19 protein-coding genes are annotated in these 19,454 nt (G+C 52.7%); 15 read left to right on the top strand and 4 right to left on the bottom strand.

Annotated features, from left to right (window positions below):
- Positions 1 to 88 precede the first annotated feature (88 nt).
- The 7 genes from nikB (at position 89) to ACTHRH_RS13390 (ending at position 7,243) form a co-directional block, all read left to right on the top strand.
- Entirely contained in the window at positions 89 to 1,018 is a 930-nt protein-coding gene (nikB, locus tag ACTHRH_RS13420; RefSeq protein ID WP_144935312.1) for a nickel ABC transporter permease, read from the top strand.
- Positions 1,019 to 1,050: 32 nt separating this feature from the next.
- The gene (locus tag ACTHRH_RS13415) at positions 1,051 to 1,926 is read left to right on the top strand and encodes an ABC transporter permease subunit (protein ID WP_144935366.1); all 876 of its coding nucleotides are present in this window, start codon (positions 1,051 to 1,053) and stop codon (positions 1,924 to 1,926) included.
- A 15-nt stretch (positions 1,927 to 1,941) separates the two neighbouring features.
- Positions 1,942 to 2,928, top strand: coding sequence for an ABC transporter ATP-binding protein (locus ACTHRH_RS13410; protein WP_150960195.1), 987 nt, complete (start codon positions 1,942 to 1,944; stop codon positions 2,926 to 2,928).
- A gap of 1 nt (position 2,929) precedes the next feature.
- Positions 2,930 to 3,907, top strand: a complete 978-nt coding sequence (locus ACTHRH_RS13405; RefSeq protein ID WP_313960578.1) for an ABC transporter ATP-binding protein — start codon at positions 2,930 to 2,932, stop codon at positions 3,905 to 3,907.
- A complete protein-coding gene (locus ACTHRH_RS13400) occupies positions 3,904 to 5,487 on the top strand; it encodes a leucyl aminopeptidase family protein (RefSeq protein WP_379288363.1) in 1,584 nt (527 codons plus the stop codon). The genes ACTHRH_RS13405 and ACTHRH_RS13400 overlap by 4 nt, the downstream gene beginning before the upstream one ends.
- A 63-nt stretch (positions 5,488 to 5,550) precedes the next feature.
- Positions 5,551 to 6,252, top strand: coding sequence for a copper homeostasis protein CutC (locus ACTHRH_RS13395; RefSeq protein ID WP_144935323.1), 702 nt, complete (start codon positions 5,551 to 5,553; stop codon positions 6,250 to 6,252).
- Between the two features lie 25 nt (positions 6,253 to 6,277).
- Positions 6,278 to 7,243, top strand: coding sequence for an ROK family protein (locus ACTHRH_RS13390; RefSeq protein ID WP_440415958.1), 966 nt, complete (start codon positions 6,278 to 6,280; stop codon positions 7,241 to 7,243).
- Between the two features lie 687 nt (positions 7,244 to 7,930).
- On the opposite strand, the gene ACTHRH_RS13385 is transcribed toward ACTHRH_RS13390, so the two are convergent.
- The 4 genes from ACTHRH_RS13385 to ctaG are packed head-to-tail and all read right to left on the bottom strand — an operon-like array spanning position 7,931 to position 10,253.
- Positions 7,931 to 8,320, bottom strand: a complete 390-nt coding sequence (locus ACTHRH_RS13385) for a FixH family protein (RefSeq protein WP_379288359.1) — start codon at positions 8,318 to 8,320, stop codon at positions 7,931 to 7,933.
- Positions 8,317 to 8,913: an SCO family protein gene (locus ACTHRH_RS13380; protein ID WP_440415956.1), complete on the bottom strand. Its 597-nt coding sequence runs from the start codon at positions 8,911 to 8,913 to the stop codon at positions 8,317 to 8,319. Before ACTHRH_RS13380 ends, ACTHRH_RS13385 begins: the two co-directional genes overlap by 4 nt.
- Positions 8,914 to 8,972: 59 nt before the next feature.
- A complete protein-coding gene (locus ACTHRH_RS13375) occupies positions 8,973 to 9,311 on the bottom strand; it encodes a c-type cytochrome (RefSeq protein WP_144935335.1) in 339 nt (112 codons plus the stop codon).
- Between the two features lie 45 nt (positions 9,312 to 9,356).
- Positions 9,357 to 10,253, bottom strand: coding sequence for a cytochrome c oxidase assembly factor CtaG (gene ctaG, locus ACTHRH_RS13370; RefSeq protein ID WP_440415954.1), 897 nt, complete (start codon positions 10,251 to 10,253; stop codon positions 9,357 to 9,359).
- A 614-nt stretch (positions 10,254 to 10,867) separates the two neighbouring features.
- Here ctaG and ACTHRH_RS13365 point away from each other — a divergent pair.
- From ACTHRH_RS13365 to ACTHRH_RS13330, 8 genes are all read left to right on the top strand, one after another.
- Positions 10,868 to 11,368: a phosphotransferase family protein gene (locus tag ACTHRH_RS13365; protein WP_379288354.1), complete on the top strand. Its 501-nt coding sequence runs from the start codon at positions 10,868 to 10,870 to the stop codon at positions 11,366 to 11,368.
- Positions 11,365 to 11,757 (top strand): phosphotransferase family protein, encoded by a 393-nt coding sequence (locus ACTHRH_RS13360; protein WP_144935344.1) that lies wholly within the window; start codon positions 11,365 to 11,367, stop codon positions 11,755 to 11,757. Before ACTHRH_RS13365 ends, ACTHRH_RS13360 begins: the two co-directional genes overlap by 4 nt.
- A gap of 327 nt (positions 11,758 to 12,084) precedes the next feature.
- On the top strand, positions 12,085 to 12,342 hold the full coding sequence (locus ACTHRH_RS13355; protein ID WP_260981953.1) for a hypothetical protein: 258 nt from the start codon (positions 12,085 to 12,087) through the stop codon (positions 12,340 to 12,342).
- A 200-nt stretch (positions 12,343 to 12,542) separates the two neighbouring features.
- Positions 12,543 to 14,333 carry a sensor histidine kinase gene (locus ACTHRH_RS13350; RefSeq protein WP_440415951.1) on the top strand — a complete coding sequence of 597 codons (1,791 nt, stop codon included), beginning with the start codon at positions 12,543 to 12,545 and terminating at the stop codon, positions 14,331 to 14,333.
- Positions 14,311 to 15,828: a response regulator transcription factor gene (locus ACTHRH_RS13345; RefSeq protein WP_440415949.1), complete on the top strand. Its 1,518-nt coding sequence runs from the start codon at positions 14,311 to 14,313 to the stop codon at positions 15,826 to 15,828. Before ACTHRH_RS13350 ends, ACTHRH_RS13345 begins: the two co-directional genes overlap by 23 nt.
- Positions 15,829 to 15,978: 150 nt before the next feature.
- Positions 15,979 to 16,905: an ABC transporter permease gene (locus ACTHRH_RS13340; RefSeq protein WP_225312653.1), complete on the top strand. Its 927-nt coding sequence runs from the start codon at positions 15,979 to 15,981 to the stop codon at positions 16,903 to 16,905.
- Positions 16,899 to 17,759, top strand: a complete 861-nt coding sequence (locus ACTHRH_RS13335) for a carbohydrate ABC transporter permease (protein WP_440415947.1) — start codon at positions 16,899 to 16,901, stop codon at positions 17,757 to 17,759. The genes ACTHRH_RS13340 and ACTHRH_RS13335 overlap by 7 nt, the downstream gene beginning before the upstream one ends.
- 32 nt (positions 17,760 to 17,791) lie before the next feature.
- A complete protein-coding gene (locus tag ACTHRH_RS13330; protein ID WP_440415945.1) occupies positions 17,792 to 19,336 on the top strand; it encodes an extracellular solute-binding protein in 1,545 nt (514 codons plus the stop codon).
- Positions 19,337 to 19,454 lie beyond the last annotated feature (118 nt).

Here is a 19,454-nt window from a genome sequence, read left to right as displayed (position 1 = left end):
ATCTGGGAATCCCAGCGCTCGATATGCTTTGGCCACGGCTGAGGCAAGGACTTAGGACCGGACATAATGCTGGGAGGTTTGGAAGGTTTTGGCCAAATTTGTGTTGAAACGGTTGCTTGGCGTGATTCCGATCCTATTGATCGTTTCTGTGCTGGTATTTTTCTTTATTCACTTGATTCCCGGTGATCCTGCACGAATGGTTGCCGGCAAGGAAGCCACTCTGGACGAAATCAATATGATCCGTGCCGAGCTTGGCCTGGATAAGCCGCTTTGGGAGCAATACGTTATTTATATGACCAAGCTGTTTCAGGGGGATCTAGGCACCTCGCTGAAAACGGGACAACCCGTGACCGAAATCATTCTGTCGCGGCTGATGCCCACCGTCTGGCTTACTTTGTTCAGTATGGCCTGGGCTTTGATCATTGGACTGATCATTGGAATTATATCGGCGGTCAATCGTAACAAATGGCCGGATTATTTAAGCATGCTGACGGCGGTATCGGGCATTTCGATTCCTCCTTTTTGGCTGGGGCTGCTGTTGATTCAGATCTTCTCCGTTCAATTGGGATGGTTCCCGACCGGAGGAACGGAATCCTGGTCCAGCTATGTTCTCCCTTCTATTACTTTGGGAGCGGGGATTATGTCTATGCTTGCGAGATTCACCAGAGCGTCCATGCTGGAATCGCTTAAACAGGATTACATCCGGACAGGGCGTGCCAAAGGGTTGAAGGAAAGCACGATTATCAAGGATCATGCCATCAAAAATTCAATGATTCCCGTGGTGACCATAGCGGGATTGCAGTTCGGTTTCTTATTGGGCGGATCGGTCATTGTCGAGACCGTATTCAGTATCCCTGGCCTCGGCCGGCTGCTGATCGATTCGATCTCCTTCCGCGATTACACGGTTATTCAGGCGGAGCTTCTTCTGTTCGCAGTCCAGTTCATCCTTGTCAACTTGCTCGTGGATGTGCTCTATGGCGTTCTTAATCCCAAAATTCGTCTGTCGGATCAGAGTTGAGGAGGGTCACCGTGAATTCAAATGAAGTAACCATGCAGCCGGCCGGTGAAGCCGCTCCCGTTGCGAAAAGCGGACCAATCCGTGATTTCTGGAACAAAATGAAAAGGCAGCGTCTTGCTTTCGCGGCCGGCGTTTTTATTATTTTGCTTATTGTCATAGCTATTATTGGACCACATATCGCTCCGTATGATCCGGCCGAGCCTGACTACGAGAACATTTTGTCCGGCCCGTCATGGGAGCATTGGGCCGGGACGGATGAATACGGCCGGGATATTTTCAGCCGGATTCTGGCCGGAACCCGATTGTCCCTTTCCGTAGGGATCAGCGCGGTGCTCATCGGCGCGGTCATCGGCACGGTGCTTGGACTGATCAGCGGCTATTACGGCGGCTGGCTGGACAGGCTCATTATGCGGGGGAGCGATGTCATGTTCTCGTTCCCGGATTTGCTGCTGGCTATCGGGATTGTCGCGATTATCGGCCCGGGCTTGATTAACGTTGTTATTGCCGTTGCCATCTTCGGGGTCCCCTCGTTCGCCAGAATCATTCGCAGCGCAACGCTGGAGACGAAGTCGACGTTGTTCGTTGAGGCGGCCAAATCGATTGGGGCGAAGGACCGGCGAATTATCGCGAGGCATATTTTCCCGGAGACGGTTCCAAGTCTCATTGTTTATTTCACCATGAGAATCGGAACCACGATACTGGCCGCATCCGGTCTGAGCTTCCTAGGACTCGGGGCCAAGCCGTCCGATCCGGATTGGGGCGCTATGCTGAGCATGGGCCGCGATTATTTGGGAATTGCTCCTCATGTAGTTTATTTTCCGGGAGCCGCCATCTTTTTGACCGTATTGGCCTTTAATATATTAGGAGACGGCTTGAGAGACGCCTTGGATCCTAAGATTAAGAATTAGATAGGAGTAACGCGCATGGCTCAAAAATTGCTAGATGTGAAAGGTCTCCGGACACAGTTTACGAGAGAACAAGGGAAAGTCAATGCCGTTGACGGGGTAGATCTCCATGTGAACAAGGGTGAAGTTCTCGGTCTTGTGGGCGAATCCGGCTGCGGCAAAAGCGTCACCTCCTTGTCGATAATGAGGCTGCTCAAGAACACTCCCGGCAAGATCGTCGGGGGGACCGTTCATTTCGGTGATCGGGATCTGGTCAATTTGCCAGAGAATGAGATGCGCAAAATCCGCGGCAAGGACATAGCGATGATTTTCCAGGAGCCTATGACCTCGCTGAATCCGGTATTGAAAATCGGCAGGCAATTGGAAGAAGCGATCATGCTTCACCTTAAATATGATAAAAAACAAGCTCGCCAGCACGCCATTCATATGCTGGATCTGGTAGGAATTCCGAGGGCTGCTGAAATTATACACGAATATCCGCATCAATTGTCCGGCGGTATGCGCCAGCGTGTTATGATAGCTATGGCGATGTCCTGCCATCCGCAGCTTCTGATCGCAGACGAGCCGACGACAGCGCTCGATGTGACCATCCAGGCGCAGATTCTCGAGCTTATGAAAAAGCTGAAGGCCGACAACAACATGTCCATCCTGCTGATCACCCATGATCTGGGGGTCGTTGCCGAAATGTGCGATCGCGTTGTCGTCATGTACGCCGGAAGAGTGGTGGAGGAAGGCGATGTGCTGGATATTTTCGATCATCCTCAGCATCCCTATACCAAAGGACTGATCCGCTCCGTACCGAAGCTGCGTCAGCCGGTTAAACGGCTCGAGTCGATTCCCGGCAATGTGCCGGACCTGACGAATATGCCCAGGGGCTGTAAATTTGCTCCCCGCTGTGCGGAAGCGATGGCGATTTGTCACGAGAAAGAGCCGGAGCTGTTAGTGAACGAAGGGCGAAGCTGCAGATGCTGGCTTTATGATGACGCGGCGAAGGGGGAGAAATAAAGTGTCGAAGCCTTTGGTGGAAGTGAAGCATTTACACAAAGTTTTTCCGGTTAAGAGAGGCTTGTTCGGGAAAAAAGCTTATTTGCGCGCCGTTAATGACGTCTCTTTTACCATACAAAAAGGAGAAACGTTCAGCATCGTCGGCGAAAGCGGCTGCGGGAAATCGACCACCGGACGCTTGATAACTAATCTGCTGACCCCAAGTGAAGGCGAAATTTGGTTCAACGGGCAGGAAATCAGCAAGCTGAACGCGAATCAGATGAGACCGCTGCGCAAGCAAATGCAGATGGTTTTTCAGGATCCGTATGCATCGCTTAATCCGCGAATGAAAATCAAGGATATCGTCGGGGAACCGCTGCTAATCCATGAATCGATGTCCGCGGCGGAACGTGAGAAGGAAGTCCACAAGCTGCTGGAGGTGGTCGGACTCAACTCCTTCCACGGGGAACGCTACCCGCACGAATTCAGCGGAGGGCAGCGTCAGCGGGTGGGAATCGCCCGGGCGCTCGCGGTTAAGCCGAGCCTGATTGTAGCGGATGAGCCGGTGTCCGCCTTGGACGTCTCGATTCAATCGCAGGTGCTTAACCTGCTGCAAGATTTGCAGGAAGAATTCGCGCTGACTTATTTGTTCATCTCTCACGACCTGAGTGTAGTCGAGCATATTAGCGACCGGATCGGCGTCATGTATCTCGGTTCCATGGTGGAGGTGGCGGATAAGGAGACTTTATACGATAAGCCTCTACATCCTTATACTCAGGCGTTGTTTTCGTCAGTGCCGGTACCCGATCCCCGCCTGAAGCGGGAAAGGATCGTGCTGAAGGGCGATCTGCCCAGTCCGGTCGATCCGCCATCCGGCTGCCGGTTCCATACGCGCTGTCCTTCCTGTATGGAAATGTGCAAAACGAAAGTGCCTGAATTCAAGGAAGTGGCACCCAATCATTATGTGGCCTGCCACTTATATGAAAAGGGGAACGAATGATGAAAATAACGGTCGGAAACGAGCAGTCCGCGGAAGTAATCGTTCATCTGTGCCGGGAATCGGACGGGGATCCGGTCCCTGGAGTGAAGCTCAGACCGCATGCCAGAAAGCGCGGAGCGGTCACTTGGCTGTACAGCCGGGATCAGCAGCCTCATGATTTGATCATCGGTCTGGGTCCGGATGAAGGAATCTCCGCCGAGCGGATTCGGGAAGCGGCGGGCAATGCGGTGAGAGCGATCAGCAAGGAAGGCTTCAAGACGGTCGCTGTCCGGCTGGATCGTCTGGCGGAGCGGTTCTCCGCCTTCTCGGCGCCTGCTGGGCAGGCAGGCGGTTCGGCAGAGTTGAACTCCGCTGAGACTGGGTCGGCCAACGGGACGGAAGGTTCCATCCCCGCTGTGTCGACCAGCGCGGCATGGAGCATGACTGTGGAAGATTTAGTCGCTGCTTGGGCTGAAGGATGGCGGCTGGGCTCTTACACGTTTGATCTGTATAAATCCAACAAGTCGTCCCGCTCGGTGGAGCATCTGCATCTCATCCTTCCTGCAGGAGCCTGCACCGCTCAGGATCTGGAGCCGGCTCTGAAGCAGGCCTCCATCCGTGCGGAAGGAACGATGCTGGCCCGCGACCTATGCAACGAGCCGCCGAATGTACTCCACCCGGAATCGCTCGTGGAGCGGGTTATGGAGCATTTTGCGGAGCTTCCGGTAGGAGTGCGCATTTACCGCGACGAAGAGCTGGAGCGGCTGCAGATGAACGGCCTGTTGACCGTAGGGCTGGGAAGCCGCTATAAGCCGGCGCTGATTGAGCTGTCCTACGCGACCGATCCGCAGCTGCCCTTGATCGCGCTCGTCGGCAAAGGCATCACGTTCGACATGGGCGGCATGAATATCAAGTCCGGACGGGACCTCAGTGACGCCCGCTTCGATATGGGCGGCGCCTGCGCGGTCCTGGGGGCGATGGACATGATCAGCCGCTCCGGGATTCAGGCGAACGTGACCGCCTTGATTGCGACCGCCGATAATATGCCGGATGCCCGCGCATTCGTTCCGTCGACCGTGATCACCTATCCTAACGGAATCACGGTGCAGGTCGGGAACACGGATGCGGAAGGTCGGCTTGTACTGGCGGACGCTTTGCTCCATGCCGACCGGCTCGGCGCCAGGGAGATCGTGGACATCGCCACGCTCACCGGCAATGTCGGCCAAGCGCTCGGCTTGAAAATGGCGGGAGCCTGGGGCGACCGGCCGTTCATCGAGACTCTTGCCGCCATTGGCGAGAAGAACGGCGACCGCATCTGGCCGATGCCGCTGATCGACGAATACGAAGAACAGCTTCACAGCGATTATGCAGATATGAACAATATCAGCCATTCCCCGTACGGAGGGGCTATCGTAGCCGCCTTATTCCTGCGTCGCTTCGTGGATAAAGCCTCCCGTTGGGTGCACATCGATATGGCGAACACCGTACAGGTCGCGTCGGCCAATGGCTATTATACTGCAGGGGCTACCGGATATGGCGCCCGCCTGCTGGCCGATTTCGTTGCCTCCCGGGTGGAGGCAGCCAGGCAGCCGAAGGCTTGATTTATCGCAGTATCTGCTTTTAACCATCATTATGAAAATGATTCTTACTAGGAGGAGTCTAGAATGCTTCTGGAAATCATTAGTACCAGCCTGGAAGATGCCGTCACTGCCGAGCGCAGTGGAGCTAACCGTCTTGAGCTGTGTTCAGCCATGACCGAAACGGGACTGACCCCGAGCCTCGGGCTGATTGAAGCGGTCGTCGGCGCGGTGCAAATTCCGGTCAACGTCATTGTCCGCCCCCACAGCCGCTCCTTTCATTATGATAAGCACGACCTGGCCGTAATGGCCGCAGATATCCGCCACATCAAGAAAGCAGGTGCGGCAGGAATCGTCATCGGGGCGCTTACCGAGGAGAGGAAAGTGGATACGGAAGCAATCTCTTATCTGTTGGAAGAAGCGGAAGGTCTGGATGTCACTTTCCACCGTGCTTTCGACGATATAGAGGTAGAAGAACAACTGGAGGCTCTGGAGACGATCGCGCAGTTTCCGCAAATCCGGCGCATTCTGACCGCCGGCGGACAGGCTCCGGCGCCGCAATCGGCGGAGCAGTTGAAGAAGCTGGTGGACCGGTCGAAGAATACTTCGGTAAATATCATGGCGGGTTACGGGATGACTCCGGAATCGTTGAAGACTCTGGTACCTGCGACGGGTGTGACGGAGGTTCATTTCGGCTCCGCGGCCCGCGTTAACCGAAGCTTTGCTCACCCGATAGATCCCGGGGTTATAGAAACCATAATAAGAGATCTTAAGCAACTGAGCGAATAGATCAGAAGATAATGAGGAATAGGAAATGGAGCAAAATACGCAGTATGTTGTCGGGGTCGATCTCGGCGGCACCAAAATAGCGACGGCGCTGTTGGATCAAAGCGGCCAAGTGCTGCGGCGGACACGGTTCCAAACCGCCGAGCTGAAGACGGCGGAGGAAGTGATCGATTGTCTCGTCCGTTCCGTTGAAGAAGTACGCGGCGATCTGCCTGTTGCGGGCGTCGGAGTAGCTTCTCCGGGTGCGGTGGATACGGAACGGGGAATCATTCTGAACGGAACCAACCTGCCGGGCTGGGCCGGAATTCCGCTGCGTGAGGAAATGAAGCGGAGGCTGGGTATTCCCGTTCAAGTCGTCAACGACGCGAACGCGGCGGCATGGGGCGAATATTATGCCGGTGCCGGCCAAGGCTCGAAGACGATGGTTTATATTACGATCAGCACCGGCATCGGCTCCGGAATCGTGCTGGACGGCAAGCTGCTGCTCGGCAGCAACGGGATTGCCGCCGAGCTCGGCCATACGATGATCGGAGTGGACGGCCCGGTCTGCAGCTGCGGCCGGCCCGGCTGCTGGGAAGCCTACGCCTCCGGTACGTCCATTGCCCGGATCGCCGAGGAAGCGTCGGCACGGGAAGCGTCGCTGATGACGAATTTGGCCGCTCAAGAAGGAATACCGATCAGCGCCAAGCATCTGTTCGAAGCCGCCCGGCAAGGGGATGGAACGGCCCGCCAAACGGTGGACGAGGTTACGCATTATATAGCGCTGGGACTAATGAATGTTGTGCATACCTTCAATCCGGACTGCATCGTCATTGGCGGTGGAGTCAGCCGGGTCGGAGACGACTTGTTCAGCCCCGTGCGTCGTAAGACGGTCAGCCTCGTCATGGAGCCGTACCGCGACACCTTTCGAATCGTGCCCGCAAGCCTCGGCGACGATGTGGGCGTTGTCGGCGCCGCGACCCTTTGCTTTACAATGAGCGAAAACAATCAATAATCCTTCAAAAATCCGGTGGAGCATAAGCTTCATCGGATTTTTTAAGCACTGCTATATATCGCGCACAGGTAGTTCCGGTTTTTAGGTGTTTAAGCAAAATATTGGACTATTATACTCTCAAAGATCATTCATGCCGTATGTAGTATCTGGATTCCGCAGCTAGTTCGTTTCTTGGGGCGAATGACGCCTTGAAAAAAGAGGCACCTTTTCATTAGTTTCGCTGGTGCCCCGGCAGATACGATGGATGTCTAAATGGATTTCATCCAGTTAGTTTGCTACTTTAAGGGCGATGGACGGAAACTAACTGGAAAAACTGCAGCTAGTTTGGGCTAAATTGGCGGTTTGAACAAAAAACCTCTATTTTAAATGGAGTTTTTCCAGTTAGCTCAGCCGCTATTTGCAATCTGCATAAAACTACCTACATAAAATACAGTTAGATGCGCCATTCCGCACCGGCAGATATGAGAGTAGACGGATTCTCAAGTTAGATGCACCATACCGCTTGCACGGCACGGGCAAAAAATGAAAATAGCCGGATTCTCAAGTTAGACGCGCCATTCCGTTTGCACGGCATCGGTAGAATATGAAAATAGATGGATTTTCAAGGTAGATCGTCGATAAGTTCCAGCGGCGAGACCGAAAAAAGAACCCCAACGAGAGGTCTCGTCAGGGTTCATTGGAGATTCATTAAGGAATGACTTCGAACTGTTTCTTTGGCATGGAATGCATGCTCCGGGCGGTGACGTGCGAAACGATATAATAGGTGCCTGTTTGATCGAACGTCTTTTCAATAGAATAGACTCCGCCCTTCTGATTGGTACCTTTAATCATCTCATGCTCGTCTTCTCCGGCAAGCCAAATTTCAAACAAAACTTCCCAGGCGTCATCGACATCCTGGCCGTTCTGGGTAACCCTGGCGGACAGGGTTACTTGTTCCCCGGCTTTGATCTGTGCCGGTGGAGCGAGCTCTACTTCAATAGGCTGCAAGGAGTCGGCATCATTATTCTGAACCGTTGCGCAGCCGGCGGACAATAACGTTAATAGCACGGCGATGAGGACAACAGGACTTCGCTTCATTTGCCGGATTTCTCCTTTGCTAGAATGGCCTTCGCATCCTTGATGATCTGCTCAAACGGTGTGTCGTAAGCCCCTTCGTATCTGCTGACGATGACACCGGACGGGTTGACCAAATAAAAGGCCGTTCCATGTATCACTTGATCCGAATCAGGATCGTTCTGAACGGTGGAGCGGAACGTACCTTCCGAAAACTTCTTGATTTCCTCTTGGGTATATCCCGTCAGGAAATGCCAGTTGGTGAAGTCCGCCTCGTAATTTTGGCCGTAGGCCTTCAACACCTCCGGTGTATCCCGGTCCGGATCGACCGAGAAGGATACGATCTCCGCGTCCACTCCGGCTTCGCGGAATTTCTGCTGAAGGATGGCCAGGTTGGAGGTCATGGGCAGACAGACAGTAACACAGTTAGTGAATACGAAATCGGCTATCCAAACCTTGCCCTTCAGATCGGCAAGGCCGAAGTTCTGTCCCTCCTGATTTGTAAAGGTGAAGTCCTCCACGGGCCAGTTCAGTTTGGAATTGTCGGGCGGCTTGCCGCAGCCTGCAACGAGCAGGGCGAACGATGCAAGCAGAATAGCGAGGATACGGAGCTTCACGATAGGGACCCCCTTGTTGTCGCATTGGATTACATTGGTGCAGCTTTTAGATGGACAGCTTACTTCTTGTCGGCGAGCCAAACCGCCAGCGATTCGATTTCGTCTTCCTTCAGCCGGTTTTTAAATCCGGGCATTCTCCCTTGGCCGTCCTCGATAATTTGGACGATGTTTTCCTTGCTGTGCTTGGAGCCGATTTTGCTCAGAGCGGGTCCCATATTTCCTTCAAGCTGTGCTCCATGACAGGAGAGACAGTTGCTTTTGTAAACCGCGTTCTGTTCAACCTCTTCCTTGGAGACGGAAGAGCCGGAGGCCTCCTGCCCATTGGTTCCGGCCTTGCTTCCGCAGCCTGCCAGAGCCATAGCGATGACGATAACGCCTGTCCATTTTACCCATTTCATATTCCATTCCTCCCAGTTTTCCTGTGCTTTTAAAAATAAACATCATCAGCGGGGCTCCGGAGACATCCCTTCACGGCCCCATTGCTCTTGCTCCTCGTCTTCCATCGCCCGTTCGGCACGGTACCATCTGTAGAAGTTGAACGCCAGCACCCATCCGTAAATTATCTCCTGGACTACTTTCATGATGACCCCTCCCGATTGCTGATCCTCTCGGACCGACATTGGCAGCAGATTAAGCGTCTGCGGGGAGTCGAAGCTGACGTATCCGAACGGAAGACAGAGCAAGTCCGCTCCTTCCGTATACAACCGGTACAGCGGCACATCGGCAAAAATAATTAAAGCGCAGGCCGGAGTAATCAGCACTCCGTTGGCGAACATATAGCCCATTTTCTGCAAACCGCTTAGGCGATCCATATTTTCAATCGGGCATACAACGGGCCACCACATCATAAAGGCGGTAACCTCCAGCAGCAGATGGACGGCGGTGTGCAGCGTAAAGTTGGACATCACCGGATCGAAAATAAAGGGCATATGATAAAGAGAGAACAAGAAGTTAAAGGTCAGAATCGCAAACAGCGGCTGTGTCAAGACGGAAACGGTTTTCTTCACCAGGCGCGGCTTAAGCAGCCTTTCGAACCAGGACACCGGAAGGCTGAGCAGAAGCAGCGGGGGCATCGCCAGAAACAGGATGGCCATCTGCAGCATATGCGCCCCGAACAAAAAGTGCCCCAGCACATTGAGAGGCCCGCCCCAACCGAGGTAGAAGCAAATCATCCCGAGAATAAACAAAATTTTGCGGCGGCCTGTGACAAGAGGAGGCTGTCCGGGTTTACGCCGGGTCGCATACAAATAAGCAGCGGTTAGTACGACGATAATCGCAATGAGCTCCGGACTGAAGAACGCCCGCAGGCCGTACAAGTCCAGTAGGAGAGTAAAAGACATTTTCCATCACCGTCCTTAAATGGAAACTTTAATCCTTCCCCTACTATAAGGAATGCACGGTTAAACGGGTATGACTCGAGGGGGCTATACCGGTGAACACTTTGTGAGAAAGTTATGACGAAATAGTGGCGGAGTTGGAGACGAATATCTTAATCCTGGCAAGATTCAATGAGGGGAAGCAGATGTAAAGTGATTTACGGCTGCAGGAATTTCACGTCCATGGAAAAAAGAAACAGCGGAGTATAAGAGAACTGAGTGTTTGAACTGATACTAGCTGGGGGGATATAACAGTGGAACAGGAATTATATAAAAAAATATATGGTGTTAAAGAGCTTTATGTTATCCTTTATAAAGGCTTAAGAACACCGCAACACGCGGCGGGCCGGCCTTCGGCTGTTCCTTGGTCGCAGAGGCATTTCGGAGATGTGGAATCAGGCGACAATCCTGCACCGACTAACTGCGCCCAGCGCATCCGTACCCTTCGGGTCCTTAAGTCAGTGAGGGTTCGTGAATGACTGAACGTTATAAGAAATCAGCGCAAAAAACGGAAAATTAAAAGGAAATCCTTTTTAGTAGTTTAATCAATGACAGGTATCTTTGAGAGGAGGGTATATGTGGTTAAAGTCGAGTCATTTCTGAGGTCGATTCGGCGGCATTATCCGGATGTTCCACTTTCTCCAGTAAAAGAGATAGGTTCCGGACAAAATAATGTTATTTTGCAAGTCGGATCGGACATTATTTTCAGGTTTCCTAGGTATGCAGCGGGGATCGAGCAACTGAAACTTGAAGTCCAATTGTTAAGCATTATCTCCAAATATGTTTCATTAAAAGTTCCATATCCTACTTACCGAGTCTTAGATACAAATAAAGAGACTCATGCTTTTATGGGGTATATTCGAATTGAAGGTGAACCGCTTGACGCTGATGGGCTGAATCAGATCGAGAATTACGCAGATAAGCAGCGAATCGCTGATCAACTTAGCGACTTTTTAATGGAGTTGCACCAAATTGATCTTGGTCACTTTTCCAACTGCTTAGCTGTAAATAAATACGACCCTTTTCAGGAATGGAGAGATCTGTACGACCACATTAAAAAAAACTGTATCCTTTCATGACGGAAGAGGCTTGTCGTCGGACGGATCGGCATTTCACGGATTTTTTTGCGTGTGAAAAGAGTGCCGCAATAATTCCATCTATTATTCATGGTGACTTCGGTACCTCGAACATTTTGTACGACAAATCGAGCCATAGGATAACCGGCATTATTGACTTTGGTTCAGCTCATGTCGGTGATCCAGCCATAGATTACGCCGCACTTCTCGCGTCATACGGAGTGGATTTCTTTCAACTGATAGAAAAACGCCTTCCTGAGGTTAAGAGTATGATCGAACGGGTGCTTTTTTATAAAGGGACTTTCGCTCTTCAGGAAGCGTTGTTTGGATTGGAACATGACGACCCTATTGCATTCACAAATGGAATTACAGCAATAAATACATTTGATTAGCGGAGAGGTTAATTGTGCAAGTATTTCAAAGAAAGCGATGACATCTTATAACTCCGTATTATGCGAACCATATTTCGACCCGTCATCGCGGCCGAGCAGGCGAAGCTGATCGGATCGCTTCAGTACCTGCTGGTTGTCGGCGACGATGCAACCACAGTCTCTGTGTTGCGGGAGCTTGCGCCGACTTACAACCGTCTGCGAGAGGCGCGGATCAATCAGCTGTGACCGCAATGAGCTTTAAGTTGATGACGGGAGGCTTGCATAGATTTCTCCATTTTTATGCAGAATAATTAAAACTAATCATACGCCCAGGGAGGTCATGCCGGCTTGAAAGCAAAAGATCATGGTCAGGAACAGGAGCGGGAGGAAGGTAAACATCGGGATGAGCTGCTCAGGCGGGATATGGAGGTAGACTCCGATGTTAACGAAGACCGCAATCGGGAAAATCTGTTGGACGCCTCTTTCGAGGCATGGTACGAGAATATAGAGTACTGGGTGAAGCAGAAAGATGAAATGACCCGGGTGCCGGAGGAGAACGTCTTCGAGGCTGCCGAGGACATGGACGCTGAAGAAGAGCAGGGTTGATTGGAGTCAGGGCGAAAAAGCGGCGATCAAATCGGGACTGCCCCGGAAGGTCTTGAAAAGACCGGAAGGGGCGGTCCTTTTTTGCATTGCCAAATCCTCCGATAAGAGTTTTGCTCTTTTCAACATTCGACATTATGTCCCCGAGGTTTATGCTAGAATCCATTGAAAACGCATACAATCTATTCCGGGAGGAGATTGGATTGTCCCGTATTAAAGCTTTGATGCCCAGTTCGCTGAAAAACCGCTTATTCTTATCTTTTGTCCTTTTTATTGTTCTGCCGTTCTTTCTGGTGCAAATCCGCAGCTACGATCAAATGGAGTCTCTGTATGAAGAACGGATCGGCGAGCAGAGCCAGTATCAGTTGGACCAGATGGTATCCTATTTCGAGCAAATAAAGACGAGAATTCTGATGACTTCTCTTCAATTGGAGAAGGAACTGCAGATATTGCTCGCCCAATCGGAGGAAGGCCGGGTGGAGAAGGAGCAGATCCAGCAGCTGCTTAAGGAGGTCAAGGCCAATCTGTTTGCAGACGGCGCATTCGTAAACTATACGTTGACCGGATTGGACGGCGTTTCATACACCTCCATTGACAATGGCATGGGTGTCGAGGATGAAGCTTGGGCCGCCGGTGCAATCGGCTGGCTCCGGCAACAAGACCGTCCGTCGATGCAATGGCTTCTCCTCTCCAAGGATTCGAGGCCGAACGGGCAGGCCAACACGGACCTGCTTACGCTCTTTAGTGTCGTTCAAGACCGGAACCGTCTCCCGCTGGGTGTTCTCCGCATCAGCTTCGATTACCGGAAATGGCTGCAGGACCAGACCGGCCGTTTTCTCATCCAGCAGGACTATTTTCTACTTAATGAACAGGGAGGTGTGCTGTTTCAGACCCGACCCGATGCGAGCATGCCGACAGGTCTGCAGAAGTGGGTGCGGCAGCAGCATGCCACCGGGGAAAGGGAGCCTTTGGTCGATCGGCAAACTTCCTCTATTCTAACCTCCAGCGGCATCGAGTCCTTGAACTGGACGCTGGTGGCCCAATTCCCGCTGCAGGTGTTCTTCGGCGATATCGGGGCTGTGCAGCGTCAAGCTTATGTTACCTTCGGTTTATTTACGTTAGTTTTCGTCGTGATGACTTTCTTCATTTCCTCAACCGTTACCCGCCCTTTACGACTCCTTCGCAACAAAATGTCCGATCTGACCCGCAGCCAGTTTCGCGTCCATCTGCCTACGGATAAATATCGGGGGGAAATGATGGAGATGGCGGAATCGTTCAACCAGATGGTCCGGGACCTGAACCGTTCCGTAGAGCGGCTGAAGATCGAGGAGAGACGGCGCGAGGCGGTTCATTTCCAGATTTTGATGCAGCAGATGAATCCCCATTTCCTATTAAACACCTTGAATACGATCAAGTGGAATGCTTATGCCCGGGGGGACGGGACGACGGGAGAGATCTGCATCGCCCTGGGGCGCCTGCTGGAAACGAGCTTGAACACGGAGGAGGAGCTTATTTATTTGCAGCGGGAGATGGAGCTTATTGAAGCCTATATCAAAATCCAGCGTTTCCGTTACGAACAATCCTTTGTCATCCGCTATGAGTACGAAGAGGGGCTGCGCTATGCCCTGGTGCCGAAGTTTTCTCTTCAGCCGCTGGTGGAGAACGCGATCCGCCACGGCTTTGCCCGTATGAAGGAAGGCGGAGTCATCGTCATTCGGGCATGGCGGGAGGAAGGGAGCCTGCTTGTCCATGTGGATGATAATGGAGCCGGATTACAGGCATCGGCCGCTGAGAAGGAGATGTCCAGGCGGCCGTCCATCGGTTTGAACAATATTAGAGAAAGGCTTCATCTGTTATTCAAAGGGGAAGCCGGATTGGAGCTGGCGTCCTTGGAGAAGGGGACACGGGCGGCGCTGCGCGTTCCGTTCCTGAATTCCACCCCGTATGAAGCGGACAAAGGAGGGATTGAGCGTGTGGAAGGCTTTACTGGTTGAAGACGAGCCTTATGTTCGCCGCCATGTTATTCAATTGGTCGATTGGGCCGGAAGCGGCTTTGAGCTGGTTGGGGAAGCCGGTAACGGGGAAGAGGCTTTGGAGATGATGAAAGTTCATCGGCCGGATTTGGTTATCACGGATATCCTCATGCCGAACATGGATGGCCTGGAATTGCTGCAGCGGGCCAGGGAAACCGGTTTTGAGTCCATGTTCATCATGCTCACATGCATGAGCGAGTTCGAATATGCCCGCAGGGCGTTGGAACTGGGGGCATCCGGATACGTGCTGAAATTATCGATGGGCCCCGATTCCTTGAACGAAATGATCGGTAAAGCCCATAGAGAGCTGCTTAAGCGGTATAAGGAAAAGACAGAGGCGGCCTATTACCGCCGTTATGCGTCGGTGTGGGAATCGTTCGCCGGCCGATCTCCGGAGCCCGGTTACCTCCGGGCCAAGGGAATGATCATGGAGCCGCAGGAACGCTTCTCGGAGGTCTGGATCGGGTGCGCTCTAAGCGGCCCGGTTCCGGTGGAAGAACAAACTTGGTTGAGAAGGGCGGCTTCCAGGTTTCCGGCCGGCAGCTTGACCCATCATTTTCAGGCATCCGGCTACACCACTCTATTTTGCTGGAGCCCGGTTTCCATTCAGCACGAGCCGATCCTTGACTATTCCCCTTCCATTCCGGTTGCGTTCGCCACGGGGAAGGCTTCGGAGTCCTGGATATCTCTCTGGTCCTCTGTAGTGAAAAAACTCGATGAAGCCTGGTATGAATGCCCAGCGGAGGAGGAAGCCGGCCCTTCGGGCATAAGCGGCGATGGGGACAAAATGGAGGAGAACAGCCTGTGGACCCGGGAGCTGGAGCTGCTGCAAAGTGCGGAGCAAGGAAGGAAGCAAACCGGCTTGCTGCTCCGCGAGCTGATGGAGGAGATGAGGCATAGTGCCTGGCCTGCTCTCATGGTGAAGGAATGTGCACTGCGCTGGGTCCGCTTCATGAAGCCGCTGATTCCGGAAGCGTCACAGGCCGCCAAGCAATCCATCCGGGAAGCGACCAAGCATGCTATGCTGCTGCAGAAGCTGGAGCCGTTATTCGCGGCGTATGTGCAGCGGCGCCTTATCCGGGACCTCCCGGTAACGGATCATCCGGAGGTCAACATCCTGCTGCGCCATATCCACAGCCGCTACAATGAAAATTTGACGTTAAAATCGGCCGCCACCCTTGTTTGTATGGATGAAACCTATTTAAGCGGATTGTTTCGCAAGAAAACGGGGACCCCGTTTATTCAATATGTGCAGAAAGTCCGGGTCGAGCGGGCCAAGCATTATCTTTCCCATACGGATCTTCCTGTACTGGAAATTGGCCATCGCGTTGGCTTTGTGAACACCAATTATTTTTTTCGGATATTCAAGAAACTGACGGGCATGACCCCGATGGATTTCCGCCGCGAAGCTTCTGAGCCCTCTTTGGGAAGGGAGAGTGGTTCTGTTGAAATGTAAAGGCTTACAAAAAACCAAATATGTGCAGTCAAACCGTTAAAATCGTTCATTATCCGCTAACAGGGCCGCGTGATATGCTGAATCCAGATTAGCAAAGGAAGGGAGGAAAATGGGGTGAAGGCTCGGACGGTGCCTGCCGGCTCGGCCCGAATGCCGCCCGCCGCGCGGCTCGCTAAATATATCAAGCTGCTCTGGAAATTCAAGGCGCTGTATATCATGCTGCTGCCCGGCATGCTGTACTACCTGGTTTATAAGTACGTTCCTATGTACGGGGTCATCATCGCCTTCAAAGATTTTAACATTCTCGAAGGCATCGTGAGCAGTCCTTGGGCGGATCCGTGGTATAAACATTTCCTGCAGTTTTACGAATCGCCGTATTTTGCCGAACTGCTCCGCAACACCTTCCTGATCAGTATCTACAAGCTCTTGTTCGGCATGGTTCCGCCCATTCTTCTCGCACTTGTGCTGAATGAATGCAGGGTGTATTGGTTTAAATCGCTGGTCCAGACACTGAGCTACATGCCGCATTTTTTGTCCTGGATCATTATTTACGGCATCGCTATTATTTTGCTGTCGGAGGATACAGGCATTCTGAATCGATGGCTGGTGGAATCGGGAGGAAGAGCGATCCCTTTTCTGACCTCGACCGAATGGTTCCGAAGCGTGCTGGTCGGCAGTGAAATTTGGCAAAACCTCGGCTGGGGCGCCATCATCTATTTGGCCGCCATCGCGGGCATTGACCCGACGCTGTATGAGGCGGCAAGGGTGGATGGGGCGAGCCGCTTGAGAATGATCTGGCACATCACACTCCCCGGAATCCGGCATGTAATCATTCTGCTGCTCATACTCAGACTCGGACATATTCTGGATGCCGGCTTCGAGCAAATCTATATTTTCTATAACATTCATGTCTACTCTGTGGCGGACATTCTGGATACGTGGGTGTTCCGTACGGGGTTGGAGCAGCTTAATTTCAGCCTGGCTTCGGCCGTCGGATTGTTCAAGGCGGCGATCGGATTCTTTCTGGTTCTGGCCTCGAATGCATTGGCCAAGAGATGGGGGCAAGGAATATGGTAAGAGGATGGGGAGACAAACTGTTCAATACGGTCGTCTATATCGTGCTGACCCTGGTCGGCCTGTCGGCGGTCCTGCCGATTCTGTACGTGGCCGCAGTCTCCGTGACTCCGTATGCGGAAGTATTGAAGAACGGCGGTTATGTCTTGATCCCGACGGAGCTGACCCTGGCGGCATACCGCAAAATATTCGGCACTTCGGATATTCTCCGATCCTTCCAAATCACCTTGTTCGTTACCACCGTCGGAACGGCCATCAATTTGCTGCTGACCATGCTGACCGCCTACCCGTTGAGCCGCAGAGCCCTTCCGCACCGCAATCTGTTTCTATTTCTCGTCGTCTTCACGATGCTGTTCAGCGGCGGAATTATTCCCACTTATCTGGTTGTCAAAAGCACCGGACTGTTGGACACGGTATGGGCCCTGATTATCCCTTCGGCCGTCAGCAGCTTCAATGTTCTCATTATGAAAAGCTTCTTCGAGCAGCTTCCGGAGGAAATTTTCGAATCGGCACGCATGGACGGAGCTTCGGAAGCACGGCTGCTGCTGCGCATTGTGGTTCCTCTGTCCACCCCTGCCCTGGTCACGATCGGGTTGTTCTACGGGGTTGCTCATTGGAATCAGTTTTTCGCCGCCATTATGTATATTACGGAGCGCAGCCTGTTCCCGCTGCAGATCGTTGTCCGCGAATTGCTGATGCAAACGGTCGAGCAGATGGAGAGCCCCGAGAACATGGTTCCGACCGTGACCATGCAGATGGCCGCGGTAATGGTCGCCGTCGTTCCGGTTGTCGTCATTTATCCGTTTTTGCAGAAGCATTTTACTAAAGGCATGCTGCTTGGTTCCATCAAAGGGTAAATTCCAAATGAACGATAAAGGGGAGTTGGATAATGGTTGCCAAGAAACGTTATGCAGCGCTTGCCGCAAGCATGCTTCTCCTGACAGGAGCGGTATTGGGGTGCTCGACGGGCAAGGATAGTAATAACGCGGGTCCGTCACCGAGTGGAGCCCCCAAGAAGGAGGAGACGAGGACGGAAAACAAGGAGCCGGTGAAAATTACGGTTGCTATGGAAGGCTCCGGGAAGCCGGCTCCGCAGGACGATTTCATTAAGAAAGCTCTGGACGAGAAGCTGAACATCGATTTGCAGATGACGATGATCCAGGGCTTCAACGATTATATGAACCAAATCAAGGTACGGACCGCAGCCGGGAATTATCCGGATATTATGCATCTCGATCTGGTTACCCTTAACGATTTTGCGCAGAAGGGCCTGCTGCTTGATCTGACTCCTTACCTCGATTCGAAGCTGCAGACGGCCAAGGACTTCATGGGCGAAAGCCTGATGAAGAAAGGGATGGTGAACGGCAAGTACTACGCCATTACGAGAATTGCCGATGTGGCGTTCACGTCCTTCTGGATCCGTCAGGACTGGCTGGATCACCTGAAGCTGGAGATGCCGACCAATCTCGAGGAGCTGTATGAGGTCGCGAAGGCTTTTACAGAGAATGATCCCGACGGCAACGGCAAGAAGGATACGTACGGATTTACGGGAACGGAACTCGGCACCTTCGCCCCGATCTTCGGAGCCTTCGGAACAGCCGGTCCCGGGACGACCTTTCTGAAGGACGGGAAGGTGGCCAATTCCTTCTATGATTCGGGAATGGAGGAAGCTCTTGCCTATATCAAGCGTCTCATTTCCGAGAATTTGGTGGATCCGCAAATTATGACCAATAAAGGAACGATGGCGCGCGATCAGGCATTCCAGGGGAAAGCCGGCATCATCTGGTCAGGGTGGACGGATATGGGCAAGGTGGAATTCGTCGAGCAGTACAAAACCATTAATCCCAAGGCAGAATGGGTGCAGATGGGCCCGCCCGAAGGCCCTTACGGCCAATATGATACGGCATTCGACGCCGAGAAGCCGTCCCGCCTGTTCGCTCTGCCGAAGACACTCGAGAAGCAGCCTGACAAGCTGGAGAAAATTTTCGAGCTGCTGAACTATATTTCGAGCAAGGAAGGCAATCTTCTGGTCATGTATGGAATCGAAGGCCGCCACTATAATGTGGAGAATGGCAAAATCGTGCTGACGGAAGCGATGGCCAAAGAGGGCAACTACTTCCACTACTATCAAATGACCGGGCGTCCGAACGAAGAGTATTTGCCCACGAAGTTCCCGACGGAGGAGAAGTTCATCGAGTATGCGCTCAAACTGCCGCGGCTGCAGAGCATCGACAGCAATCTGCTGCCTCCGGCAGGCTATAATGCGGCGGACGCCGACCGTTACGCCAAGGAAGAACTGGCCAAGTTTCTGTACAACAAGCGGCCGCTTGAAGAGTACCCCGATTTCATAAAAACGCTGGAGAGCACATTCAAGTATAAGCTGTTTGTCGAGCAGGCGGAAAAGCGGGCCAAGGAGCTTGGGCTCGTTCAGTGAATTTGCTTAAATGGGAGGAGGGCTGGCCAGTTACGTATGCAGGAGCGGGATTTTGTCATTTGCCGGGCCTCGGAGCATCGGCAGATCGAAATTCCATAAATAATCCCCTGCGTCTGCT

This window comes from Paenibacillus sp. SAFN-117, from assembly GCF_051966115.1.
Classification (GTDB): Bacteria; Bacillota; Bacilli; order Paenibacillales; family NBRC-103111; genus Paenibacillus_L; species Paenibacillus_L residui.
The sequence above is the reverse complement of the archived record's forward strand: the minus strand, read 5'-3'. Positions and strand labels throughout refer to the sequence as shown.

Coding starts and splice junctions, on each gene's coding strand:
- ACTHRH_RS13335 (WP_440415947.1), top strand. CDS start 16,899: ATGGTAAGAGGATGGGGAGACAAACTGTTCAATACGGTCGTCTATATC.
- ACTHRH_RS13390 (WP_440415958.1), top strand. CDS start 6,278: ATGGAGCAAAATACGCAGTATGTTGTCGGGGTCGATCTCGGCGGCACC.
- ACTHRH_RS13340 (WP_225312653.1), top strand. CDS start 15,979: ATGCCGCCCGCCGCGCGGCTCGCTAAATATATCAAGCTGCTCTGGAAA.
- ACTHRH_RS13395 (WP_144935323.1), top strand. CDS start 5,551: ATGCTTCTGGAAATCATTAGTACCAGCCTGGAAGATGCCGTCACTGCC.
- ACTHRH_RS13385 (WP_379288359.1), bottom strand. CDS start 8,320: ATGAAGCGAAGTCCTGTTGTCCTCATCGCCGTGCTATTAACGTTATTG.
- ACTHRH_RS13415 (WP_144935366.1), top strand. CDS start 1,051: ATGCAGCCGGCCGGTGAAGCCGCTCCCGTTGCGAAAAGCGGACCAATC.
- ACTHRH_RS13375 (WP_144935335.1), bottom strand. CDS start 9,311: ATGAAATGGGTAAAATGGACAGGCGTTATCGTCATCGCTATGGCTCTG.
- ACTHRH_RS13330 (WP_440415945.1), top strand. CDS start 17,792: ATGGTTGCCAAGAAACGTTATGCAGCGCTTGCCGCAAGCATGCTTCTC.
- ACTHRH_RS13360 (WP_144935344.1), top strand. CDS start 11,365: ATGACGGAAGAGGCTTGTCGTCGGACGGATCGGCATTTCACGGATTTT.
- ctaG (WP_440415954.1), bottom strand. CDS start 10,253: ATGTCTTTTACTCTCCTACTGGACTTGTACGGCCTGCGGGCGTTCTTC.
- ACTHRH_RS13400 (WP_379288363.1), top strand. CDS start 3,904: ATGATGAAAATAACGGTCGGAAACGAGCAGTCCGCGGAAGTAATCGTT.
- ACTHRH_RS13410 (WP_150960195.1), top strand. CDS start 1,942: ATGGCTCAAAAATTGCTAGATGTGAAAGGTCTCCGGACACAGTTTACG.